The following is a 24,493-nucleotide window of genomic DNA, read 5'->3' on the forward strand; positions in this document are numbered from 1 at the left end:
CGCTAACCGGTGGGTGCCGGTGCTGACAAGTACCGGCTCGACGGCCGAATGAGCCAGGGACAAAAGGGATTTCCGCGCACTCGGGCCAACTGGCGTGCATAGCAGACACCGAGTCCGTCGAACGCCGCCGACCAGTGCGTGCCTGGCCGCGACTTGAGCGACCATCCCAGGCGGTCACGGACGGTCACTGAAACACTCCGGAGGCGGACACCAGTTCGGCTGCCGGGGACTGGCCGAAGCAGTACGCTCAAATCCGCGCAATGTCGTTTCGCCCGCCCGGCGGGAGTTCGCGGAATCGGCAGCAAGCGAGCCCGTCGGCATTCGGGCGCGGTGCCAGGAGCCGACATGAGCAGGTTGACGCAACCCACCAAACCCGAGAGCAAGCTGTTCCGGAAGCTCCGCCACCAGACGAACGAGGCGGACCTGCGGTTCCGCATGGCGCCGGGAATGCGGCGGCAGCTCAGCAAGGTCTTCCCGTCGAACTGGGCCTTCCTGCTCGGCGAAATCGCGCTCTACAGCTTCATCATCCTGCTGCTCACCGGCACCTACCTGGCCTACTTCTTCGACCCGTCGATGACCGAGGTCACCTACGACGGCGTGTACACCAACCTGCGCGGGGTGGAGATGTCACGGGCGTTCGAAAGCACCCTCGACATCTCCTTCGAGGTCCGCGGCGGACTGTTCGCCCGCCAACTGCACCACTGGGCGGCGCTGATCTTCATGGCCGCGATCGTGGTGCACATGTTCCGGATCTTCTTCACCGGCGCCTTCCGCCGCCCGCGCGAGGTGAACTGGACCATCGGCATCCTGCTGTTCATCATGGGCATGTTCGAGGGCTTCATCGGCTACTCGCTGCCCGACGACCTGCTCTCCGGCACCGGGTTGCGGATCGCCTCCGGCATCCTGTTGTCGGTCCCGGTGATCGGCACCTGGCTGCAATGGCTGCTGTTCGGCTCGGAGTTCCCCGGCAACGAGATCATCCCGCGGTTCTACCTGTTCCACGTGTTCGTGCTGCCCGGCATCATCCTCGCGTTGGTCGCGGTGCACCTGGCGATCATCTGGTACCAGAAGCACACCCAGTACCCCGGCGTCGGGCGCACCGAGTCCAATGTGGACGGCGTGCGCATCATGCCGTTGTTCGCGTTGAAGAGCACCGGCCTGTTCTTCATCATCACCGGCGTGCTGGGAATCATGAGCGGCATCTTCCAGATCAACTCGATCTGGAACTTCGGGCCGTACGTCGCCTCGCAGATCTCCGCGGCCTCCCAGCCCGACTGGTACATGATGTGGACCGACGGGATGGGGCGGTTGTGGCCGCCGTGGGAGGTCTACCTAGGCCCCTACACCATCCCAGCCCCGTTCTTCCCGCTGGTCCTCGGCCTGACCCTGGTGTTCACCGTGGCGCTGGCCTACCCGCTGCTGGAGCGCAAGCTCAGCGGCGACGACGCGCACCACAACCTGCTGCAGCGACCGCGCGACGCGCCGGTGCGGACGTCGCTGGGCGTGATGGCGATCGTCTTCTTCGTGGTGGTGCTGCTCTCCGGCGCCAACGACATCATCGCGTTCGTGTTCGGCATCTCGCTGAACGCGACGACCTGGGCGGGCCGGCTGGGCGTGCTGCTCGCACCGCCGATCGCCTACTACGTCACCTACCGGATCTGCCTGGGCTTGCAGCGCAGCGACCGGGCCGTGCTGGAGCACGGTGTGGAGACCGGCATCATCAAGCGGTTGCCGCACGGCGAGTTCATCGAGGTCCACCAGCCGTTGGGGCCGGTGGACGAGCACGGCCACCCGGTCCCGCTGCCCTACCAGGGCGCTCCGGTGCCGAAGAAGATGAACAAGCTCGGCGCTGGCGGTCGCCCGGTGCCCGGCAGCCTGCTGCGGCCGGACCCGAGCGACGAGACCGAAGCCCTGGAGCGGGCCCGCCACGAGGAGGAGCGCGCCGAGCCGGAGGAGGCCGAGGTCCCCTCCGGCCGACCGCAGGTACCCGAGCAGTGATGACGTCGCCTCGGCATCACGCGCTGTCGGGCGCCCCGGTCTCCCGCAGGCGGCCCCCGGCCAGGCGCAGCCAGCGGTCCACCTTGATCTCCGCGAGGAACCGTTCGTCGTGGCTGACCACCACGAACGCACCTCGGTAGGCGTTGAGCGCGCTCTCCAGCTGGCCGACGCTGACCAGGTCGAGGTTGTTGGTCGGCTCGTCCAGCAACAGCAGCTGGGGTGCCGGTTCGGCGCACAGCACGCAGGCCAGGGTGGCGCGCAGCCGCTCGCCGCCGGAGAGCGCCCCGATCGGCAGGTGGATGCGGGAACCCCGGAACAGGAAGCGGGCCAGCAGGTGCATCCGCTGCGCCTCGGGCATCCCGGGCGCGAACGCGATCAGGCTCTCCACCACGCTGCGGTCTAGATCCAGCAGGTCCAGCCGTTGCGTGAGGTAGGCGATCCGGCCGTCGGCCCGTTTGATCCCACCGCCCGCCAGCGGCAGCTCGCCGTTGATCACCCGCAGCAGGGTCGACTTGCCAGCTCCGTTGGGTCCGGTCAGCGCGATCCGCTCGGGCCCCCGGATCGCCAGGTCGATACCGTCGGCGGCGAAGACGGCCGCCTCGCCGTGGCGGACCTGCATCCCTTCGCCGAGGAAGACCGTGCGTCCGGCCGGGACCTTGGTACCGGGCAGTTCCAGCGCGATCTGCTGCTCGTCGCGCAGCGCCCGGCCCGCCTCGTCGAGCCGGGCCTTCGCCTCGCTGACCCGCGCGGCGTGCGTCTCGTTCGACTTGCCCGCCGACTCCTGGGCGCGCCGCTTCATCGCCCCGGCGACGATCTTCGGCAAGCCCGCGCTGCCGATGTTGCGGGCGGCGTTGCTGGCCCGGCGCGCGGCCCGCTCGCGGGCCTGCTGCATCTCCCGCTTCTCCCGCTTGAGGTCCTGCTCGGCGTTGCGGACGTTCTTCTCGGCGACCTCCCGCTCCGCGCGCACCGCCTCCTGGTACTCGGTGAAGTTCCCACCGTAGGACCGGACTTCGCTGCGGTCGAGCTCGGCGATGTGGTCCATCCGGTCCAGCAGCGCCCGGTCGTGGCTGACCAGCAGCAGGCAGCCGTTCCAGTCCGCCAGCACGTCGTGGAGCTTGCGGCGCGCGTCGAGGTCGAGGTTGTTGGTCGGTTCGTCCAGCAGCAGGACGTCGGGTTGCTTCAGCAGCTGCGCCGCCAGGCCCAGGGAGACGACCTGACCGCCGCTGAGGGTGTGCAGCCGCCGGGTGAGGGAGACGTCCGCGAGGCCGAGCCGGTCCAGCTGGGCGCGGGTGCGCTCCTCGATGTCCCAGTCGTTGCCGATGGTGGCGAAGTGCTCAACGCTCGCGTCCCCGGACTCGACGGCGTCCAGTGCCCTGATCACCTCGGCGACGCCCAGCACCTCGGCCACGGTCAGGTCGCCGACCAGCGGCAGGGTCTGCGGGAGGTAGCCGAGCACGCCCGTGGCGGACGCGCTGCCGCTGCTGGGCCGGTACTCACCGGCGATCAGCTTGAGCAGGGTGCTCTTGCCAGCACCGTTGGGTGCGACGAGACCCGTGCGGCCGCCGCCGACGGTGAAGGTCAGGTCCTGGAAGACCGGCGTGTCGTCCGGCCAGGAGAAGGACAGGTTCGAGCAGACGATGAATGCATCGGACATGGCAAGCCCTCGGGTGTGGTGCGGGCAGGCCGAAGCCGCCCGACAAAGATCAGGGATTCGTGGAAACGACGAGAAAGCCACGGCGGCTGCGCTGCCGCGCGCCTGCCGGGCACATCCGGTTTCACCCGGAGATGTCGTCGTCGCCTATCACGTCCGGACTCCCTCGTTCCCGAGTACTGCCGACCCACCATAACAACGCGCTCATCTTCCCGAGGTGCGGGGAGCCCGAACCCCGGACGGCACCCGCGGGCGTCGTGGCGCACCACCACGCGAACGGGGTGCGCGGACACTAGGGTGCCGCGTGTGTCCACTCGGGAACTCGTCGTGCTCGGCACGGCCAGCCAGGCGCCGACGCGGTCTCGCAACCACAACGGCTACCTGCTGCGCTGGGACGGCACCGGCGTGCTGTTCGATCCGGGCGAGGGAACCCAGCGGCAGATGATCCACGCGCGGGTCTCCGCGCACGACATCGACCGGATCTGCATCACCCACTTCCACGGCGACCACTGCCTCGGGCTGCCCGGCGTCATCCAGCGGCTCTCGCTGGACCGGCTGCGGCGGCCGGTGCACGCGCACTACCCGGCATCCGGCGCCGAATTCTTCCGGCACCTGCGCTACGCGTCCGCCTTCGACGAGGTGGTCGACCTGCGAGAGCATCCGATCGGGCAGGACGGCCCGGTCGCCACCGGGCCGTTCGGCAGCCTGGCGGCGGTGCGGCTGGACCACCGGATCGAGACCTTCGGCTACCAGCTGGTCGAGCCCGACGGTCGGCGGATGGTGCCGGAGCGGCTGGCCAGCTTCGGGCTGCGCGGCCCCGATGTCGGGCGGCTGCGGCGGGAGGGGGCGCTGCGCGTCGACGGCCGCCTGGTGGCGCTGGAGCAGGTCAGCGAGCCGCGCCCGGGACAGCGGTTCGGGTTCGTGATGGACACTCGGCTGTGCGACGGCGTTTTCGCGGTCGCCGAGGGCGCCGACCTGCTGGTGATCGAGTCGACCTTCCTGGACGAGGACGCCCGGCTGGCCGACGAGTACCGCCACCTCACCGCCTCGCAGGCGGCGCGGGTCGCCGCCGAGTGCGGCGTGCGGTGCCTGGTGCTGACGCACTTCTCGCAGCGCTACGCCGACGCGCGCCGCTTCCACGACGAGGCCGCCGCGATCTTCGACGGCACGATCGTCGTCGCCGAGGACCTGATGCGGGTCCCGGTGCCGCCCCGCCGGTAGAACCCGCACCGCCACGCGAAAAGAACCGCGGTGCAAACCGGTGCTGATCACGGTCTTGCCAAAGCGGCCGGACGCGGGCAGCCTACGGCTGATCACGAATCCACCCGGGAGGGATCAGGCATGCAGGGCCATCCAGGACAGGATCCCGCCTCGGCGGAATTATTCGAGAACCTGCCCGAGGTGGACCGCGAGCGGGCAAATCCGGCCCGCATGTACGACTACTACCTGGGTGGGGCGCACAACTTCGCCGCCGACCGCGAGGCCGCCGAACAAGTGCTGGCCATGCTGCCCGAGACGCGCACCTTCGCCCGGGAGAACCGGGCATTCCTGCAACGCGTGGTGCGCTACCTGGTCACCGAAGCGGGCATCACCCAGTTCCTCGACCTCGGTTCCGGCATTCCGACCGTCGGCAACGTGCACGAGATCGCCCAGCACCTGGTCCCCAGCTCGCGCGTCGTCTACGTCGACCACGAGCCGGTGGCGGTCGCCCAATCGCAGCGGATGTTGGCCGACAACGACCGGGCCATCATGATCCGCGCCGATCTGCGCCATCCGGATCTGGTGCTGCAGCACGCCGAAACGCGTCGGCTGCTGGACTTCTCCCAGCCGGTGGCGGTGCTGATGATCTCGGTGTTCCCGTTCATCCCGGACGAGGACGACCCGGTCGGGATCGTCGATCACTACCGGCAGGCCTGCGCACCCGGCAGCTACCTGGCGCTGTCGCACAGCCTCACCGCGGAGTTCTGGCCCAGCGAGGTCGAGCAGGCCATCAAGCTGTACGAGTCCAGCACCCACCCGCTGCACCTGCGCAATCCCGACCAGGTCGCGGAGTTGTTCGACGGCTACCGGATGGTCGATCCGGGGCTGGTGTTCACCTCGGCGTGGCGGCCGGATCGCGCGGTCACCGACGAGCAGGCGAAGGAAAGCCGCGCCGTGGCCGGATTGGGCGTACTGCCGGAATGATGTCCACTGTGGACGAGCTGCCGGATCCCAGCGGCGGCCGTACCGTGACGCAGACCGGTTCCGACCCGCGACAGGAGCGTGCCCGATGACCAGCGCCGAGGTGCTCGTCGATGCGTTCACCCGCATCCGCGAAGTGGTGCACGAGGCCGTCACCGGCCTGTCCGCCGATCAGCTCGCGTTCCGCGTCGACTCGGAGGCCAACTCGATCGCCTGGCTGGTGTGGCACCTGACCCGGGTGCAGGACGACCACGTCGCCGACGTGGCCGGGATCGAGCAGGTCTGGACCGCGCAGGACTGGCTGAGGCGCTTCGGGTTGCCCTTCCCGCCCGAGGACATCGGCTACGGCCACGACTCCGACGAGGTCGCGGCGGTCCGCGTCGCCTCCGCCGAACTGCTGACCGGCTACCACGACGCGGTGTGCGCGCAGACGATCGAATTCGTCCGCAGCGTGACCGACGACGACCTCCCGGTGGTCGTGGACACCTCCTGGAGCCCGCCGGTCACCCTCGGGGTGCGCCTGGTGAGCGTGCTCGCCGACGACCTCCAACACGCCGGTCAGGCGGCCTTCATCCGCGGCCTGCTGCAACGCCGCAGCTGACCGCCCGTCCTCGACATCGCGCGATCGCGGCCGCTGGCATCGCGTGTCCGGTATGGCGGATAATCGCGGCATGACCGAGCGCAAGCCACCTGGTACGACGTTCGAATCATGGGTGGACAAGCAGATCCGCACCGCTCAGGAGCGCGGTGACTTCGACGACCTGCCCGGCGCGGGCAAGCCGCTGCCCGGCGCGGGCGCACCGGTCGAAGAGCAGTGGTGGATCAAGGGCTACGTCCGGCGCGAGGGCTTGTCCGGTGAGGCGCTGCTGCCAACCCCGTTGCAACTGCGCAAGGAGATCGAACGGCTACCGGAGACCGTTCGCGAGCTGACCACCGAGCAGGCCGTGCGCGAGGTGGCCGCGGAGCTCAACCGCCGCATCGTCGAGTACCTCCGCACCCCGACCGGACCGCAGGTGGCCGTCGGTCCGGTGAACGTCGACGACGTGGTGGCCCGCTGGCGCGCCGAGCGGCCGAACCCGCCGCGGCAGCCCGCACCGCGATCGGAAGAGGCTTCGACTCGGCAGAAGTCCCGTTGGTGGCACCGCTTCCGACGCTGACCGGCATAGTCGCCGGGGCCGGTAACACCCTGCGATTTCCCACCTGTTGAACGGCTTTGACGGCGCCTGCGGGCGCTGCTTTGATTCGGTGCCATGACGCCGGGACCGCTGCTCGTGCGGCGCGCGCACATCGACCTGTTGTGGGTCGCGTCCGCGGCTTGTCCGCGCGATTGATCCCCCCTGCTCCGGCGTCGCACTCCCGCTCACCCGAACCCTCGCACGCCGGTGCGCCCCCGCCTCGCCGGTGCCGTGCCGCCGAGGCGCGTTGTTCGCGCCGGTGTCGGCGGCAATCCCGCACCGGCACCGCGATGTGAGACGGAGACCTGTGTCATGACGCTGGAAGCTGCTCATCGGGAACCGAACGGACCGGGCTCCCCCGACATCCGGCCGGTGGACGGCGCGGTGATCGAGGTGACCGCCCGGTTCCTCGTCCCGCGACAGGAACTGCCCGCACTGCAACGAGACTTCGTCCAGAAACTCCGAGATTTGGCCGACCTGCCGAATCAGTCCGAAGTGGATATCCAAACTGGACCGGAGGTACCGCACCTGCGACCGCTGCCCACCCCGGTGGAACCGGAACTGCGAATCCTGGTGGCGCCGCGCAAGGTGGTGCGCGCGGACGGAACGCCCGTCGAGCTCACCCGGCTGGAGTTCGATCTGCTGCTGTTCCTGTGCCAGAACCCGGGACGGGTGCACCGGCGCGGCGCGCTGCTCAACGCCGTCTGGCAATTCAACAGCACCCCGAGCACCCGCACGGTGGACGTGCACATCCGCCGGATCCGCAGCAAGCTCGGCCCCGACCTGGACCTGATCACCACGGTGCGCGGCGTCGGCTACCGCCTCGACCGCACCACCGAAGTAACCATCGAACCCGACCCGTACGACACCTGAGCGCCGACGGCGGGGTGAAGGGCACCTTCTACCAAGCAAGTTGGTGGAAGGTGCCCTTCACCTCTCACCCGATCGGCGGCGCCGCCGGGCGTGGCGGGGTGCCGGGTTGGCTGGGGCGGTGTCGGTGACAAGTCGGGTTGAAGTGGGTAGTCGAGGGGCATGCCGAAGCGCAAGCGCGAGGACTACGAGCGGGGGCTACCGGGCTACCACGACCCGATGGCCGGTTTCGGCGGCGCGCCCTACGCGCGAAGCGCGCTGACCCTGCGGCTGTGGCTGGCCGGGTTCGGTCTGGTGTTCTGCGCGGTCGCGGCCGTGCTGGTGTTCCGGTACGGCCCGGAGCTGGCGTGGCTGGGTTGGGTGCTGGCCGTGCTGGCGGTGATCGCCGCCGTCGACTTCGCCTGGGTGGCGTACCGCAAGCGCCGTGGCGAACCCGGCTGACCGCACGCCCGGCCCCGGCCGCCTTTGTCCACGGTGGAGCGGCGTTGACCGGGGTGACCGGTTCGCGCATGCTGGTGCGCATCGATCGGCGGGCCGGACTCGGGTGGCGGCATGAGTGTGGTGATCGGCATCGTGGTGCATGCGCGCCGCTTCGACATCTTTGAGCAAGCCGCCCGCACCGTCACGGGCGTGACCCTGCGCTGGGCCGTCTACCACCAGCAATCGCAGATCGATGACCGGGTGCGCGAGCTGCTCGCGCAGCCCCGGATGGATGGCGTCCTGCTGGGCCTGCTGCCTTTCGAGGTGGCCCGCGACCTGCTCCCGGAATCGGTGGTGGTCGCGGTCCTGCGGCCCGCCGCGCTGGACCTGGCGCTGGCCTTCGCCCGGCTGCGCGCCGACCACCCGCTGGACACCCCGGTGAGCATCGACACCTTCCAGCCGGAGATCGTCGACGAGGTCGCCACCGCGCTGGGCGTCGAGGCGACGTCGCTGCCCTACGCGCCCGGGCAGCGGACCGCCGACATCGTCGAGCACCACCGGAGCACGCTGCGCCGCCGCGGCGGGGTGGTCATCACCATGCGCATGGACGTGGCGGACCAGTTGCGCGACGACGTGCCGGTGATCAACAGCAGCACGGTGCCCTCCACGGTCCGCGCCGATCTGCACGAACTCGTGCTGCGGATCCATTCCGGACAGGCCAACGCATTCCGGTTCACCGCCGCGATCTTCCAGGTGCACGAGCAGTCCAGCGAGATCGACGTCGAGCGGGCGCGGGGCGGCCTGACGAACCTGCTGCTGCACAGTCCGGACATGGCCGGGGCGTGGGTGGAGAACCACGGGCGGCGCGGCCTGGTCGTCTTCGCGCACAAGGCGCTGTTCGAACGCGCCACCGCGCGCTGGCGGGCGGTGCCCGTCCTGCGGCAGGCCGAGGAGCTGCTCGGCGTTCGCGCCGACGCGGGCTTCGGGATCGGTGGTTCGGCGCGCACCAGCGTCTCGCTCGCCGAACGCGCCGCGGCCCGCGCGGAAGCAGAACCCGAGCCGTCCGGATACCTCGTCGAGGACAGCGGCGTGATCATCGGGCCGATGAACCGGGACGAGCGCCTGGCCGAATTCGCCTACCGCGACCACGGAGCCGAACTGGAGCGCCTAGCCCGCGACGCGGGGCTGAGCCCCACCACGCTGTCCAGGCTGGTCGCCGTCGAGCGAAACCTGCACGGACGGCCGGTCGCACCGAGCGAATTGGCCGCACTGCTGGGAATCACCGACCCCAGCGGCCGCCGGGTGATCCGCAAGTTGCAGGCCGCCGGGCTCGCCGTCGCCGAAGGCATCGCGCAGCACGCCCGCAAGGGACGACCCACCACGCTGTACCGCCTCCGGCTCGACGACGCACTGGCCGAGCACTGATTTTCCCTTGCCCGACCGCCAAGAGAGCGCGCGGGTTGGTTTGGGTGGCGGGGCGAGCGATTTCGCGTGAAATCGCCATTCCCCAGAACGAGCCGACAACTCGCTCTCGCTGCGAGTCGCGGAGTTTTTTCCCGGCGATGCGTTGACCATGCGGTGGTCGTCGGGCATGCTCGCTGCACCACGAGAAAAGCACCAATTACGAACCTGGTTCGTTATTGATCGCGCCGGAGGCGGCGATCGAGAGGGGTGCTGCCATGGACCGTCGAAGCCTGCTCAAAGCGATGCCGCTGCTCGCCGCACCGGGCCTGCTGGCCGGTTGCGGGCGCGCCGCGCTGGCCGGGGTGGTGCGCTTCGAGGGCTGGGACTACGAAGCCGGGCTGGTCCAGCAGAACGTCGATCGGTTCATGCAGCTCAACCCGGACGTGCCGGTCGAGTACACGCCGATCACCAGCGCCCAGTTCATCCAGAAGCTCACCGCCGAGTTCATGGGCGGGGGCGGTCCGGACGTGCTCTACATGTACGACGAACCCGTCGGTCGCGGCGGCGATGACCTACCAGGGCAAGCGCTACGGGCTGCCCTACTACACCGACTCCCAAGGCCTGGTCTACAACACCGACATCCTGCGCCGGGCCGGGATCAGCACCCCGCCCCGAACGCTCGACGAACTCGAAGCGCAAGCGCTGCGCATCAAAGCCGCTGGTCTGCTGGAGTATCCGATCGGCCTGGCCGCGCAGCTCAGCGACACCGCGATGATGTGGATCTGGGCGTTGGTGCACGCCAACGAATCCGATCTGTTCGACAGGTCGCAGCCGGTGATGGGCCGTTCCGGTTCGGCGTTCGTGGCGATCCTGGAATGGCTGCAACGCGCGACCCAGCGCTCCCGGGTCCTGGACCCGGCGTCCATCCAGACCCTGCCGGTCCCGCTGGACAACGCCATGATGGCCGGGCGTTACGCGTTCACCCTGGCGCCGCGCTATTCGCTGCGCAACTACAACAATCCCGAGAAGTCGACCACGGCGGGCGCGATGCTGCTGGCCGGGGTGCCCAGCCTCGACGGGCGCACCGAAGGCACCGCGAGCACCGCCCGGATGTACTGCCTGAAAAGGGAAACCGAGGTCCGCGACAAGGCCATCCGGCTGCTGAACTACCTGGGCGGCTTCGACGAGCACGGGGTGCCGTACACCGCCAAGTTCTGGTTCCTCCAACGTGGACTCGGCTTCGCCTACGACGCGTTGCGCTCGGATTCCGAAGTGGACACCACGCTGCGCAAGTTCGCCGACCCGACCGCGTACGCCTACCTCGCGGAGGTCAGCCGGGCGCGCAGCATCCTGTCCGTGCCGTGGTACGCGGAATTCGAAGCGGCACTGCAACGAACCGTGCAGCGGGTGCTCACCGGTGGCACCGCCCCGCGGGAAGCCGCGGCGGAACTGGACCGCGCGGCGGCATCGCTGGCCAACCGGTACGCGTAGGGGGCGTGATGACGAGTGCCGAGCTGTCGGCCCGAGGCGTCGACGGGAAGCGGGGAACCGACGCGAAGCGCGCCTACCTGCTCAACGCCCCCGCGATGGTCATCCTGTTCGCCATGGTGGCCTATCCGATCGGCTACTCGCTGTGGGTGAGCCTGCACCAGTTCAACCTGAAGCGGCCCAAGGCCATCGAGTTCATCGGGCTGGGCAACTACGTGACGCTGTGGCAGGACCCGGCATTCCTGAACTCGCTGCGCACCACCGGGCTGTTCGTGCTGGTCGTCGTGTCGATGACGGTGGTCCTGGCGCTGTCGCTGGCGATGGTGTTAAACGAGTCCTTCCTCGGGCGCGGGCCGCTGCGGAGCCTGGCGCTGCTGCCGTGGGCCATGCCGGGGGTGGTCAACGGCCTGATGTGGCGGACCATCTTCGACGCGAAAACCGGTGCGCTCAACGGGTTGCTCAGCGAGCTCGGCCTGATCGACAGCTACCAGGCCTGGCTGGCCTCGCCGGTCGGCGCGTTCCTGCTGGCCGCCTTCGCCCAGGTGTGGAACATGTTGCCGTTCGCGGTGATCCTGCTGCTGGCCGGGTTGTCGGCGATTCCGTCGGATCTCTACGACGCGGCGCGGGTGGACCGCGCCGGGGCCGTGCAGCGGTTCCGCGAGGTGACCCTGCCGTGGCTGCTGCACCCGCTGCTGATCGTGCTGATCCTGGAGACGATGAACTCCTTCCGGGCCTTCGACACGATCTACGTGCTCACCGGGGGCGGACCCGGCGAGGCCACGAACATCATCGCGGTGCTCAGCGTGCGCACCGCGCTGACCTACACCGACTTCGGTCTCGGCAGCGCCTACGCGTGGGTGATCACGCTGATCACGTTCGTGATCTCGGTCGGCTACGTCGCAGCGCTCTACCGGAAGGGGAACTTCGAGGTATGACCGCACATTCCCCGCCGCTGCGCTACCGGATCCGGTGGAAGAAGATCTTCGTCTCGCTGGCCGCGATCGCGTTCGCGGCATACCTCTTCCTGCCGTTCTACTGGATCCTGGCGATGAGCTTCATGCGCGAGGTGGACGCGATCGCCGTGCCGCCGAACTGGATTCCGCCGAATCCGACGCTGGACAACTACGCCAGCTTCACCCAGCCGGATCAGGTCGAGGTGCTGGTGGGCGGCCGGGCGATCAAGGAGACCCCGTACGCGCTGGGCAACAGCATGGTGGTCGCCACTTCGACGGCACTGCTCAACCTGGTGCTCGCGGTCCCGGCCGCCTACGCCTTCTCCCGGTTGCGGTTCACCGGCAGCCGGTTCTTGCTGGTCGGCTACCTGGTGACCAGGATGGTGCCCAGCGTGGCGATCATCATCCCGTTCTACCTGATGATGCGCGCGCTCGGGCTGCTCGACACCTACTGGGCGCTGATCCTGTCCTACCTGACGTTCTCGCTGCCGGTCACCATCTGGGTGCTCAAGGACTTCTTCCGCACCGTGCCTCGGGAATTGGAGGACGCCGCGCGGATCGACCGGTGCGGCTGGCTGCGCACCATCTGGTCGGTGTTCCTGCCGGTGGCCGCACCGGGCCTGGTGGCGGCCGGGGTGTTCTCCTTCATGACCGCCTGGAACGAGTTCATGTTCGCCCTGTTCATGACCTCCACCGAGGCGGCCAAGACGATGCCGGTGGTCGCGGCGAACTTCGCCACCGACATCAACACCCAGTTCACGCTGATGGCCGCCGCCGGGGTGGTCGCCGTGGTGCCGCCACTGGTGCTGGCGCTGTTCTTCCAGCGGTTGATCGTGCGCGGCATGGCCGCCGGATCGGTGAAGGGATGAGGTGCTGATGGCCGAGGTCCGGTTGGCGAGCATCCGCAAGGCGTTCGGCAGCAACGTGGTCGTCGACGAGCTCGACCTCACGGTGGCGGATCGGGAGTTCCTGACGCTGGTCGGCCCGTCGGGGTGCGGCAAATCGACCACGCTGCGGGTGGTCTCGGGGTTGGACCAGGCGACCAGCGGCCAGGTGTACTTCGACGACCAGCCGGTGGGGCACCTACCGGCGAACAAGCGCGATGTCGCGATGGTCTTCCAGAGCTATGCGCTGTACCCGCACCGGACGGTGGCGCAGAACATCGGGTTCGCGCTGCGCATGATGCGGGTGCCCAAGGCCGAGATCTCGCAGCGGGTGCGCCGCACCGCCGAGGTGTTGAACATCGCCGAACTGCTGGACCGCAAGCCCCGGGAGCTCTCCGGCGGCCAGCGGCAGCGGGTGGCGCTGGGCCGGGCGATCATCCGGGACGCCGGGGCGTACCTGCTGGACGAGCCGCTGTCCAATTTGGACGCCCAGTTGCGCGGCGACATGCGGGTGGAGCTCAAGCGGCTGCACGCCGAACTCAACCGCACGTTCATCTACGTCACGCACGACCAGGTCGAGGCCATGACGATGTCCGACCGGATCGCCGTGCTCAACCACGGTGTCCTGCAACAATGTGCGCCGCCCGAGGAGATCTACCAGCGTCCGGCGAACACCTTCGTCGCGGCGTTCATGGGCAGTCCGCCGATGAACTTCTTCACCGGCGCGGTGGTGGACCGCGACGGACAGCGCTGCTTCCGCGGCAAGGCCTGCACGGTGCCGCTGACGCCGGAGGCGGCGCGCGCCGCGGACTCGCTGCCGGATGGCGAGGTGGTGCTCGGCATCCGGCCGGAAGACGTCGCGTTGTCCGATGGCTCCGGTGCGCTGGGCGGCACGGTCTTCGTCGCCGAGCCGCTGGGCGCGGACGTGCTGGTCACCGTCGATCTCGGCGGCGAGCTGGTCAAATCCCGCGTGCCCGCGCCGTTTCGGACCAGCATCGACAGCAACGTCGCAGTGGCGCTGGATCCCGATCGGATTCACCTGTTCGCCGCCGCTGACGGCACCGCACTGCACTCGCCGACCACCGAGTAACTCCAGGAAGGTGTGCACATGACCAGAAATCCGGAGTCAGCCGACATCGCCGTGGACCGCCCGCCGGATTTCGACCAGTTCTGGGCGCAGTCGCAGCGCCTGCTCGACGCGGTACCCGCACGACCCCAGCTCACCCATCGACCGGACCTGTCCACCGACGCCGTCGAGGTGCACGAACTGCACTACAGCAGCTACCAGGACGTCCGCATCGCCGCCTGGTACACCGCGCCGACCGACGCGTCGGGCCGGCTTCCGGCGGTCGCGCACATCCCCGGCTACATCTCCGAGCCGTCGATCCTCAAGTCCTGGTCCCGACGCGGCTACGTCACGATCGGGTTGGCACCGCGCGGCAAACTGCGCTCCAACGCGGCGGTCAACCCCGGATATCCTGGCCTGCTCACGCAGCACATCATCGACCGGTTCAGCTACGGGTACCGCGGTTTCTACCTCGATGTGCTGCGCGGGCTCGACGTGCTCGCCGGGCTGCCGTCGGTGGATCCCGACCGGATCGGCGTGTTCGGCTCCAGCCAAGGCGGTGGGTTGGGCATCGTGGCCTCGGCGCTGCGGCCGGATCTCGTCAAGTGCGTCGCATCCGGTGCCCCGTACCTGTGCGGGATCATGGCCTCGACCCGGTTGACGCATTCCTACCCGTACGAGGAGATCACCGAATACCTGCGCGTCCACCCGGACCACGAGCCGCTGGTGGCCGAAACGGCGTCGTACTACGACGGCCTGAACTTCGCGGCGCAGGTGACCTCCCCAGCAATGGTCCACTTAGGACTGCGCGACGACGTGTGCCCGCCAGAGACCGGCTACGCCGTCTACCGGAAACTGGCCGGTCCCAAGCAGTTGCTCACCTACGCAAGGTCGGCACACGACGCGGGCCGACGCCTAGTGGAACCCAAGATCAGGGAATTCATCGACGGTTTTCTGAAGCCGGTGGAGGCGCACTGATGCGATTCGACGAGTACTGGCGACAGGTCGACGCCGAGCTGTCGGGGCTTCCGGCTCGGCCGTTGCTGACCCCGACCCCGGCCCGTTCCACGGCCGATTTCACCGGTTTCGAGGTGCGGCTGACCGGCCTCGACTCCTACCGGCTGTTCGGCTACCTCAGCGTTCCCACCGGCAGCGGCCCATTTCCGGCGCTGCTGGAGACCCCGCGCCACGGCAGCGTCAACCACGTCCCCGACTACCACGACCGGATGCGCTACGTCGTGTTCACCGCGATGCACCGCGGCCAGCGGCTCGCCGACAGCCCGTTCGCCGCGCCCTATCCGGGCCTGTTCACCCTCGGCATCGACGCGCCGGAGACGTTCGTCTACCGCGGCATCGTGGCGGACTGCCTGCGCGCCGCCGAGTTCCTGTTCGACCGCCCCGAGATCGACCCGCAGCGCGTCGGCGTCTCCGGCGACGACCTCGCGCTGCTCACCGCCGCTCGGCGGCCCGGCTTCGCCGCGATTCGGGTGACCGCAGCGCTGCTGCACGAGCCGCTGCGCCGTCGCCACGGCACCGACGAATACCCGCTGGAAGAACTCAACGACCGCCTCCGGCACCGCCCGGATGACGAAGCGGCACTCGCCGAGACGCTTTCGCTGTTCGAACCGGCCCGGCACGCGGCGGCGATCAAGGCCCGCACCCTGCTGGCCACCTCGGATTCGTCGCCGTGGCACGAATCGCTGCGCACCGCGCTCGCCCCGGAGACCTACCTGCGCACCGACGACGAAGCCGACGACGCGGTGGAACTGGACGCCTGGCTGGCCCGCTGCCTGGGCGTGCAACCCCGGTCGCGTTTCCTGGAAGACGTCCGTTGAGCGCCGCGATCTACCGCAAGCTGGGTGTCCGGCCGGTGATCAACGCGGCGGCCACGCTGACCCGGCTGGGCGGTTCGCTGATCACGCCATCGGCCGTCGAGGCCATGACCGAGGCCGCCGGGCACTTCGTCGACTTGGAAGAGCTGCACGAACGCGTGGGCGCCCGGCTCGCGGAGCTGACCCGCAACGAAGCGGGATACGTCAGCTGCGGGGCCGCGGCGGGGATCACGCTCGCGGTGGCCAGCTGCATGACCGGCCCGAACCCGGATCTGGTGGACAGCTTCCCCGACCTGGCCGGGATCTCCCGCACCGAGGTGGCGATCTTTCGCGGGCACCGCAATCCCTACGACTACGCCGCTCGCCACTTCGGCGCCGACGTGGTGGAGTTCGACGCGACGCCGGAGTCGTTGCGCGCCGCGATCGGTTCCCGAACGGCCTGCGTGCTCTGGTTCGCTGGCGCGCACTACGCGGCCGGTGCACCCGATCTGGCAGAGGTGCTCGAAGTCGCGCATCGCCGGGATGTTCCGGTGCTCGTCGACGCGGCCGCGCAGATCCCGCCGATCGCGTCGCTGTGGGACTACACCGCGCAGCTCGGGGCGGACGCGGTGCTCGTCAGCGGCGGCAAGGGGCTGCGCGGTCCGCAGTCCAGCGGCCTGGTGCTGGGCCGCCGCGACATCATCGAGGGGTGCAGGATGCACGGCTGCCCGAACCACGCGCTCGGGCGCAGCATGAAGGTCGGCAAGGAAGAACTGCTCGGGCTGCTCACCGCCGTCGAAACCGCACTGGACCAGGACGAACCGGCCCTCCTCGCCGAGTACGAACGAATGGTCGACCGGTGGATCGAAGGGCTGCGCGACCTCCCGGGCGTGGCGGTGACCCGCGGCTACCCCAGCGAGGCCGGTCAACCGCACAGCCGTGCGCTGCTGCGACTGACCCCAACCAGCGGCTGGACCCAGGACGCCTTGATCGACGCCCTGTGGGAACGAGACCCCCGCATCGCAGTCGGCCGCGCCGACGACGCCCTGGCCCTCAACCCCCAAACCCTCGCCCCCGGCGAAGATCACCTCGTCCTGCACGCACTACAAGAACTCCTCCACCACTGACCGCTTTCCGAGCGCGCCCCATTGCACGGCGGCGCCGTTCTCCGTTCGAGTGAAGGGTGAGGGGCACCCGTGACCCAGTTACTTGGTCACGGGTGCCCCTCACCTCGCCCACATCGTGTGAACCCACGTGGCGGAGGTTGGGTGCGATCGCGTTGGCAAGGTGTTGACAAGTTTGTGCAAGGTTGGTGAGGATTGGCGCGCCCCGGTCGTTCGGCTGGGGGTACCGGGTGCGATGAAGCGGAGCTGCGAGTGGCGCCGACCTTGACCGATGTCGCCAAGCGGGCCAACGTCGCGCTGTCCACCGCTTCCCGCGCCTTCAGCGATCCGCGCCGCCTCGGACCGGAAACCTTGCGCAAGGTGCTGGCCGTCGCACAGGAGATCGGCTACGACCCCACCGCAGGCAGGCAGACCGATGCGGCACCCGATCCGGGCACCAGCACGGTCGCGATCGTGGTGCCGGACATCGCCAACCCGATCTTCGGAGCGTTCGTCAAGGCCGCGCAGGGCGAGGTCTGGCGCGGCAGGCAGACGCTCGTGCTGCACGACACCGACTTCGCCCCGGAACGGGAGCGCGAGGCGATCGGCCACCTGCGCACCAAGGCCGATGCCATCGTGATGTGCTCGGCCCGACTGGACGCCGAGGAGATCATCGAGCTGTGCGGCCGGACCCCGGTCCTGCTGGTCAACCGGGAGGCCGAGGGCACCGACTGCATCATCGCCGACGCCGCCGACGGCCTGCGCCAGACGATCGACTACCTCGCCGCGCTCGGCCACACCCGGATCGCCTACGTGCAGGGCTCGGAGCACTCCTGGTCCAACCGCCGCCGGGTCGCCCTGGTCCGCACCCTGGCCGACGATGCCGGACTCGAACTGGAGGTCCTCGGCTGGCAGTCCGAGACGGTGGCCGGTGGCACCGCCGCGGCGGCCAGCGTGGTCGCCTCGGGCGCGACCGCGGCGATCACGCACAACGACCTCGTCGCCTTCGGCGTCATCAAGGGCGCCCGCGCGCTGGGGATCGAGGTGCCCACCGGGCTCAGCGTGGTGGGCATCGACGACATCTCGCTGGCCGAGGTGTCCCGCCCGTCGCTGACCAGCATCGCGGTGCCCTGGGCGAGGGCGGGTTCGCTGAGCCTGGAACTGCTCGGACCGGTGCTGGCCGGTGACCGGCGGCTGCCCCGCAAGCACCGGCTGCCCACCCAGCTCGTGGTGCGCGGCTCGACCGGCCCAGCCCCCGCGCGCTGAAACATCCGCTGCACCGAGGAGCCCCATGACAACCCCTGGCCTGCACGTCGTCGTCGCCGAGGCGAACCTCGTTCCGCTGCGCGCGGAACTGGAATCGGCGTTGCCGCCGGACGCCGACGTGCGCTGGGTCCACGACGCCACCCCGGCGGACTTCGAAGCCGCCGTCGCGACGGCGGACGTCCTGATCACCCAGCAGGTTTTGCCGGAGCTGGCGGCGGTGGCCGGGCGGCTGCGGCTGGTGCACGCCCCCGGTGCGGGCACCGAGAAGATCGCCGTGGACGCGTTGCCGCCGGAGGTGGTGGTCGCCAACACCTTCAACCACGAAGACGCCATGGCCGAGCACATCGTCGCCGCGAGCATCATGCTGCGGCGCGGCTTCCTCCGGCAGGACACCGCGCTGCGCAGGGGAATCTGGGATTCCGCCGTCTACGACCGCCAGCGGCCGTGGCCGGGCACGCTGGCCGACGCCACCGTCGGTTTCATCGGGTTCGGCCACATCGGTGCGGCCGCCTGGCAGCGCCTGCGGGTCTTCGGGGCGCGCGGTGTGGCGGTCACCCGCCGCGGTCAGGTCGATCCGACAGCGGGCCTCTCCTGGGCGGCCACCAACGATGAACTCCACGCACTGCTCGCGGAATCCGACGTCGTGGTGGTGTCGGCTCCACTGAGCGCCGAGACGACCGGCCTGATCGGCGCCACCGAGCTGGCCCGGATGGGCCCGGAAGCGGTGCTGATCAACGTCGGGCGGGGCCCGCTGATCGACGAGGCGGCGCTGTACCACGCGCTGCGCGACGGCGTGATCGGCGCGGCGGCGATCGACGTCTGGTACCGGTACCCGAACGGCGGCAATTCCGCCGCGCCGAGCCGGTTCCCGTTCCACGAGCTGGAAAACGTGCTGATGACACCGCATTCGTCGGGGATCGCCCGGCAGACCTTCACGCGCCGGGTCGCCGACATCGCGGCGAACATCCGCCGCTTCGCCGCGGGCGAGCCGGTGCGAAACGTGGTGGACCGATCTCGGAGGCTGGCATGACTGACGATCCCCAACTCTCCCCCGGTGGAGGCCGACCGGGCGCGGACCGCATCGCCGCCGCCGAGGTCATCGTCAGCAGTCCGGGCCGCAACTTCGTCACGCTCAAGCTCACCACCGCCGACGGCGTCGTCGGGTGGGGCGACGCCACGCTCAACGGGCGCGAACTGGCGGTGGCGTCCTACCTGCGTGATCACGTCGCACCGCTGCTGATCGGCCGCGACCCGGCGCGCATCGAGGACACCTGGCAGTACCTCTACCGCGGCGCGTACTGGCGGCGCGGTCCGGTCACCATGACCTCCATCGGCGCGGTGGACATCGCGCTGTGGGACATCAAGGGCAAGGTCACCGGGCAGCCGGTCTACCAGCTGCTCGGCGGCGCGGTCCGGGACCGCGTCCTCGCCTACACGCACGCCGCGGGCCGGGACGTGCCCGCGCTGCTGGATTCCGTCGACGCGGTGCGCGAACGCGGCTTCGAGGCGGTGCGGGTGCAGACCGGGGTGCCCGGCCTGGGCACCGTCTACGGCGTGAGCGGCGATGCCGCGTACGAGCCCGCCGGGCGCGGCGTCGTGCCGACGGAAGAGGTCTGGGACACCGACGCCTACCTGCGACACATCCCGGGTGTGCTGGCCGCGGCGCGGGAGCACGTCGGCCCGGAGCTGAAGCTGCTGCACGACGCCCACCACCGGCTCACCCCCGGTCAGGCCGCTCGGCTCGGTCGCCGCGTGGAAGAGGTGGACCTGTTCTGGCTGGAGGACGTCACTCCGGCGGAGAACCAGGAGGTGCTGCGGCACGTCCGCAACCACACCACGGTGCCGCTGGCGATCGGCGAGGTGTTCAACACCGTCTGGGAATGCCAGTCGCTGATCACCGAGCAGCTGATCGACTTCGTGCGCACCTGCGTCACGCACGCCGGAGGGATCAGCCACCTGCGCCGGATCGCCGCGCTCGCGGACCTCTGGCAGGTCAAGCTGGGGCCGCACGGCCCGTCGGACGTCTCGCCGGTGGCGCTGGCCGCGTCCGTCCACGTTGGACTGTCGACGCCGAACTTCGCGATCCAGGAGTACATGGGCTATCCGGACGTGGTGCACGAGGTGTTCCGGCACTCGTGGAGCTGCACCGACGGGCATCTGCACCCCGGCGACGCACCGGGCATCGGCATCGAGGTCGACGAGCAGCTGGCCGCCCGATTCCCCTACGAGCAGGCATATCTGCCGGTCGCGCGCCGCCGCGACGGGTCGATGACCGATTGGTGAGCCATGGACCGCCTCAACGCCACCACGACCCCGGACAGCGCGCTGCTGCATCGACGTGCGCTGCGCGAGACCGGCATCGTCCACTTGGGACTCGGCAACTTCCACCGAGCCCACCAGGCCGTGTTCACCGCCGCGGCGCTCGACCACACCGACGGCCCGTGGGGCATCCTCGGCGTGGCGAGCCGCTCGGGCCAGGTCGCCGATGCCCTGCGCGAGCAGGACTTCCGCTACAGCGTCGTCGAGATCTCCCCGCAGGACACCCGGATCGTCGTCCCCGCCGTGCACACCGGCGCACTCGTCGCGGCCGAGCGGCCCGAGGCGGTGCTCGACGCGATAGCCGCACCGGGCACCGCGATCGTCACGCTCACCGTCACCGAGAACGGCTACACCTACTCGCCGCGCACCGGTGGGCTGGACCTCGACAACCCGGCGGTGCAGGCCGATCTGCGCGGCGAACCGCCGAAGACCACGATCGGCCAGCTCACCCGCGCGTTGCAGCGCAGGCTCCGCGCGCACGCCGCCCCGATCACCGTCCTCAGCTGCGACAACCTCGTCGGCAACGGGACCCACACGGCGCGGCTGGTGCACGAGTTCGCCGCGGCGTTGCCCGCCGACGAGCGCGACGAACTCACCGCGTGGCTGGCCGAAGCGGTGCGCTTCCCCAATTCGATGGTCGACCGGATCGTCCCGGCCACCACCGACGCGTACCGGGCGGCCGTCGCCGAGCGGCTCGGGCTGCGCGACACCGTGCCGGTACCGGCCGAGCCGTTCAACATGTGGGTGCTGGAGGACCGCTTCGCCGCGGGCCGACCGCGCTGGGAACACGGTGGTGCGCGGTTCACCAGCGACGTGGTGCCCTACGAGCTGCTCAAGCTGCGACTGCTCAACGGCACCCACTCGCTGATCGCCTACCTCGGGGCGCTGTCGGGTTGCGACACGATCTCGGCGGCCATCGGGCGGCCGCTCGTCGCCGAAGCGGCGCGGCGGGTGCTGCACGAGGACTACCTGCCGACCTTCGCGGTCCCCGCCGACATCGACGTCGAGGACTACATCTCGCAACTGTTCGAACGGTGGGGCAACAGCGCACTGGGCCACCGCACCCGGCAGGTCGGATCGGATGGTTCGGCCAAGCTCGCCCAGCGAATACCGGAGCCGGCCCGGCAGCACCTGCGCGCCGGTCGGGTGCCGCAGCACTTGGCGCTCACCGTGGCCGCCTACCTGTGCTGCCTGGCGCCACCGGAGGGCTTCGACGCCGGGCCGCACGCCGCTGCGATGGCTGACCCGCTTCGGGCGTCGCTGGTCGCCGCGGCCGAAGCCACCCGATCCACCACGGCGTTCGTGACCGAGGTGCTCCGCGGCGGACTGCTCGGCGACGAGTTGGCCGCGCGCACCGAGTTCATCGGCCGGGTCGCCGAGTTCGTCGACATCATCGCGGCGCACGGTCCGGCCGCGGCCGCCGCCGAGGCCGTCGGCCAGCACCCGGCACCGGCCACCTGACCTGCTCGAAGGATGTGAAATCGTGGTCATTCCCGAAGCGACCCGCGGCGCCGTGCTGCACGCCGCCGGTGACCTGCGCATCGAAGAGGTTCCACTGCCGCGGTTGGGGCCGGACGACGTGCTCGTCGAAGTCGACGCCGTCGGCGTCTGCGGTTCGGACATGCACTACTTCGCCGACGGCCGCAACGGGCAGAACGTGCTGCGCCAACCGACCGTGCTGGGCCACGAGTCCGCCGGGACCGTCCTCGCAACCGGCCCCGCCGCCCCGTTCGCGCCCGGCACCCGGGTCGCGGTGGAGCCCGCGGTCGGCTGCGGCTCGTGCCCGACCTGCCGTTCGGGCCGCTACAACCTGTGCCCGACCGGCACCTGCTTCGGCTCGCCACCCACCCACGGCACGTTCGCCGAACACGTCGTCGCGCCGAGCCGCGCCGTGCATCCGCTGCCCGGCACCATCGGCTTGGAGGTCGGTTCACTGATCGAGCCGCTGGCCGTCGCGGTGTGGGCCGTCCAGCGCGCCGACGTCCACTTCGGACACCGCGTGCTGGTCACCGGCGCGGGGCCGATCGGCATCCTGGCCATGCAGGTCGCGCGGGCCGCCGGGGCCACCGAGGTGGTGGTCACCGACGTCAACGACGCACGGCTGGCGCGCGCCGCCGAACTCGGTGCCACCGCGGTGCTCAACACCTCCCAGCAGGCGCCGGAACTGACCGGAATGGACCGGCTGCTGGAGTGCTCCGGGCATCCGGCCGCGCTGTGGCAGGGCATCCGGACGCTCGGCCCCGGCACCCGGGCGACCGTCGTCGGGCAGGCGTCGCCGCAGGTCGACGGCCTGCCGCTGGCCCACCTGCAACGCTGGGAGATCGATCTGGGCTGCGCGTTCCGCTACGCGCACGCCTTCCCGACCGCGATCGACCTCGCCGCCAGCGGCCGAGTCGACCTGCCCGGCCTGCTCACCGGCCGGTTCCCGTTGGACCGGACCGCCGACGCGCTGCGCGCGCCGCAGCAGGACCCCACCCACCTCAAGGTCGTCGTCCGCCCCGCGGACCGATCCCACTGACCCTGCCCCCACTCCATCCAAGGACGCATGGACATGGCCAACCCCGAACGCACCACAGTGGACAGATCAACTCCTCCGGCGGATCCGAAAGCGGTTCGCCGGGCTGCTTGGGCGGGCCTGATCGGCACCACGCTCGAACAGTACGACTTCGTCATCTACGGCACCGCGTCGGCGCTGATCTTCAGCAAGCTGTTCTTCCCGAACGTCTCGCCCGCGACGGGCATCCTGGCCAGCTTCAGCGCCTACGCGGTCGGCTTCGCCGCGCGGCCACTGGGCGGCCTGATCTTCTCCCGCTTCGGCGACCGGCTGGGCCGCAAGTGGGTGCTGGTCGCCACCCTGCTGCTGATGGGCGGTTCCACCCTGGCGATCGGCCTGCTGCCGACCTACGGCCAGGTCGGCCTGATCGCCCCGGTGCTGCTGGTGATCTGCCGGTTCTTCCAGGGCATGGGCGCCGGAGCCGAACAGGCCGGGGGCGCCACGCTGCTCACCGAGACGGCCCGCACCGGGCGACGCGGACGGCTGGCGTCCCTGGTGATGACCGGGGCCGCACTGGGCACCGCGCTCGGCGCGGTCGCGTGGATCCTGGCGCAACTGCTGCCGGAGGACGCGCTGCTGAGCTGGGGCTGGCGGCTGGTGTTCGGCAGCAGCCTGCTGGTGACCATCGCCGCGCTGATCATCCGGCGCAAGCTCAACGAGAGCCCGGTGTTCCAGGAGCTCAAGGAGCAGCACGAGGAACCCAAGGCGCCGGTGCTCGATACGTTCCGCCAGGGCCGCAAACCGCTGCTGCTGGTGTTCTTCATGAACCTCGGGATGAACGCGCAGTCCTACACCTACCAGGTGTTCATGGCGTCGTACCTGGTGTCGACGGTGGGCGTGGACCCGGCGTTCGTGCCGAAGGTGCTGCTGGTCGGCTCGATCTGCGGCGGCATCGCGGCGATCGTGTTCGGCGCCCTCTCCGACGTGATCGGCCGCAAACCCACCTACACCATGATCGTCGCGGCGCTGGTGCTGCTGCCGGGCCCGACGTTCATCGCGCTGAACACCGGCTCGCCGGTGGCCATCACGGTGGCGATCATCGTGGGCTTCATCCTGGCCTGCCAGGGCGCGGTCGGCGTCCAGATGAGCTACTTCCCGGAACTGTTCGGCAACCGCTACCGCTACGCGGGTGTCACGCTGGGCCGCGAGTTCTCGGCGGTGTTCAGCGGCGGCGTGGCCCCGCTGATCTGCGCGGCCCTGCTGACCGCCTTCGCCGGTTCGTGGATCCCGGTGGCGATCTACATGATGGCGATGATGGCCATCAGCCTGGTCGCCTCCCTGCTGGCCCCGGAAACCAAGGACCGCGACCTGAACACCCCGCGAGACGCCACCGCTGTTGTCGGATGACCC

The 24,493-nt window shown here is 69.9% G+C and carries 21 protein-coding genes and 2 pseudogenes; 22 read left to right on the forward strand and 1 reads right to left on the reverse strand.

Translation table 11 applies throughout. The annotated features are described in order from the left end of the window. Positions 1 to 345 precede the first annotated feature (345 nt). Positions 346 to 1,998: a cytochrome bc1 complex cytochrome b subunit gene (qcrB, locus tag ACTWQN_RS09880; protein WP_443203064.1), complete on the forward strand. Its 1,653-nt coding sequence runs from the start codon at positions 346 to 348 to the stop codon at positions 1,996 to 1,998. 16 nt (positions 1,999 to 2,014) lie between these two features. Here qcrB and abc-f read toward each other — a convergent pair whose 3' ends face one another. Continuing rightward, positions 2,015 to 3,652 carry a ribosomal protection-like ABC-F family protein gene (abc-f, locus tag ACTWQN_RS09885; protein WP_443203065.1) on the reverse strand — a complete coding sequence of 546 codons (1,638 nt, stop codon included), beginning with the start codon at positions 3,650 to 3,652 and terminating at the stop codon, positions 2,015 to 2,017. 303 nt (positions 3,653 to 3,955) lie between these two features. On the opposite strand from abc-f, the gene ACTWQN_RS09890 reads away from it, so the two are divergent. From ACTWQN_RS09890 to ACTWQN_RS09990, 21 genes and pseudogenes are all read left to right on the forward strand, one after another. After that, positions 3,956 to 4,870 (forward strand): ribonuclease Z, encoded by a 915-nt coding sequence (locus tag ACTWQN_RS09890; protein WP_443203066.1) that lies wholly within the window; start codon positions 3,956 to 3,958, stop codon positions 4,868 to 4,870. Positions 4,871 to 4,990: 120 nt separating this feature from the next. Beyond that, a complete protein-coding gene (locus ACTWQN_RS09895) occupies positions 4,991 to 5,833 on the forward strand; it encodes an SAM-dependent methyltransferase (RefSeq protein ID WP_443203067.1) in 843 nt (280 codons plus the stop codon). A gap of 85 nt (positions 5,834 to 5,918) precedes the next feature. Then, a complete protein-coding gene (locus ACTWQN_RS09900; protein WP_443203068.1) occupies positions 5,919 to 6,431 on the forward strand; it encodes a mycothiol transferase in 513 nt (170 codons plus the stop codon). Between the two features lie 70 nt (positions 6,432 to 6,501). Then, the gene (locus ACTWQN_RS09905; protein WP_443203069.1) at positions 6,502 to 6,987 is read left to right on the forward strand and encodes a DnaJ family domain-containing protein; all 486 of its coding nucleotides are present in this window, start codon (positions 6,502 to 6,504) and stop codon (positions 6,985 to 6,987) included. Positions 6,988 to 7,317: 330 nt separating this feature from the next. Then, the gene (locus ACTWQN_RS09910; protein ID WP_443203070.1) at positions 7,318 to 7,878 is read left to right on the forward strand and encodes a winged helix-turn-helix domain-containing protein; all 561 of its coding nucleotides are present in this window, start codon (positions 7,318 to 7,320) and stop codon (positions 7,876 to 7,878) included. A gap of 159 nt (positions 7,879 to 8,037) precedes the next feature. Then, entirely contained in the window at positions 8,038 to 8,316 is a 279-nt protein-coding gene (locus tag ACTWQN_RS09915; protein WP_443203071.1) for a DUF6343 family protein, read from the forward strand. Positions 8,317 to 8,427: 111 nt separating this feature from the next. Then, positions 8,428 to 9,720, forward strand: a complete 1,293-nt coding sequence (locus tag ACTWQN_RS09920) for a hypothetical protein (protein WP_443203072.1) — start codon at positions 8,428 to 8,430, stop codon at positions 9,718 to 9,720. 281 nt (positions 9,721 to 10,001) lie between these two features. Further along, a pseudogene (locus ACTWQN_RS09925) lies at positions 10,002 to 10,178 on the forward strand (hypothetical protein); the annotation flags it as partial. After that, positions 10,117 to 11,190 carry an extracellular solute-binding protein gene (locus ACTWQN_RS09930; protein ID WP_443203177.1) on the forward strand — a complete coding sequence of 358 codons (1,074 nt, stop codon included), beginning with the start codon at positions 10,117 to 10,119 and terminating at the stop codon, positions 11,188 to 11,190. The pseudogene ACTWQN_RS09925 and the gene ACTWQN_RS09930, both read left to right, overlap by 62 nt. A gap of 305 nt (positions 11,191 to 11,495) precedes the next feature. Further along, a pseudogene (locus ACTWQN_RS09935) lies at positions 11,496 to 12,122 on the forward strand (carbohydrate ABC transporter permease); the annotation flags it as partial. Further along, complete coding sequence (locus tag ACTWQN_RS09940; RefSeq protein WP_443203073.1) at positions 12,119 to 13,009, forward strand: carbohydrate ABC transporter permease; 891 nt, start codon at positions 12,119 to 12,121, stop codon at positions 13,007 to 13,009. The pseudogene ACTWQN_RS09935 and the gene ACTWQN_RS09940, both read left to right, overlap by 4 nt. A 7-nt stretch (positions 13,010 to 13,016) precedes the next feature. Next, complete coding sequence (locus ACTWQN_RS09945; RefSeq protein WP_443203074.1) at positions 13,017 to 14,114, forward strand: ABC transporter ATP-binding protein; 1,098 nt, start codon at positions 13,017 to 13,019, stop codon at positions 14,112 to 14,114. A gap of 18 nt (positions 14,115 to 14,132) precedes the next feature. Further along, positions 14,133 to 15,068 carry an acetylxylan esterase gene (locus ACTWQN_RS09950; protein WP_443203075.1) on the forward strand — a complete coding sequence of 312 codons (936 nt, stop codon included), beginning with the start codon at positions 14,133 to 14,135 and terminating at the stop codon, positions 15,066 to 15,068. Further along, a complete protein-coding gene (locus ACTWQN_RS09955; protein ID WP_443203076.1) occupies positions 15,068 to 15,925 on the forward strand; it encodes an acetylxylan esterase in 858 nt (285 codons plus the stop codon). Before ACTWQN_RS09950 ends, ACTWQN_RS09955 begins: the two co-directional genes overlap by 1 nt. Beyond that, positions 15,922 to 17,028, forward strand: a complete 1,107-nt coding sequence (locus tag ACTWQN_RS09960; protein ID WP_443203077.1) for an aminotransferase class V-fold PLP-dependent enzyme — start codon at positions 15,922 to 15,924, stop codon at positions 17,026 to 17,028. Before ACTWQN_RS09955 ends, ACTWQN_RS09960 begins: the two co-directional genes overlap by 4 nt. Before the next feature lie 249 nt (positions 17,029 to 17,277). Next, a complete protein-coding gene (locus ACTWQN_RS09965; RefSeq protein WP_443203078.1) occupies positions 17,278 to 18,270 on the forward strand; it encodes a LacI family DNA-binding transcriptional regulator in 993 nt (330 codons plus the stop codon). Between the two features lie 25 nt (positions 18,271 to 18,295). Then, positions 18,296 to 19,300 carry a 2-hydroxyacid dehydrogenase gene (locus tag ACTWQN_RS09970; protein ID WP_443203079.1) on the forward strand — a complete coding sequence of 335 codons (1,005 nt, stop codon included), beginning with the start codon at positions 18,296 to 18,298 and terminating at the stop codon, positions 19,298 to 19,300. Further along, entirely contained in the window at positions 19,297 to 20,553 is a 1,257-nt protein-coding gene (manD, locus tag ACTWQN_RS09975; RefSeq protein ID WP_443203080.1) for a D-mannonate dehydratase ManD, read from the forward strand. The genes ACTWQN_RS09970 and manD overlap by 4 nt, the downstream gene beginning before the upstream one ends. Before the next feature lie 3 nt (positions 20,554 to 20,556). Next, positions 20,557 to 22,050, forward strand: a complete 1,494-nt coding sequence (locus ACTWQN_RS09980) for a mannitol dehydrogenase family protein (RefSeq protein WP_443203081.1) — start codon at positions 20,557 to 20,559, stop codon at positions 22,048 to 22,050. 22 nt (positions 22,051 to 22,072) lie between these two features. Continuing rightward, positions 22,073 to 23,107: an NAD(P)-dependent alcohol dehydrogenase gene (locus ACTWQN_RS09985; protein WP_443203082.1), complete on the forward strand. Its 1,035-nt coding sequence runs from the start codon at positions 22,073 to 22,075 to the stop codon at positions 23,105 to 23,107. 33 nt (positions 23,108 to 23,140) lie between these two features. Continuing rightward, complete coding sequence (locus ACTWQN_RS09990) at positions 23,141 to 24,490, forward strand: MFS transporter (protein ID WP_443203083.1); 1,350 nt, start codon at positions 23,141 to 23,143, stop codon at positions 24,488 to 24,490. Positions 24,491 to 24,493: the final 3 nt, after the last annotated feature.

Origin of the sequence: Saccharopolyspora antiqui (genome assembly GCF_052246905.1) — a bacterium.
Classification (GTDB): Bacteria; Actinomycetota; Actinomycetes; order Mycobacteriales; family Pseudonocardiaceae; genus Saccharopolyspora.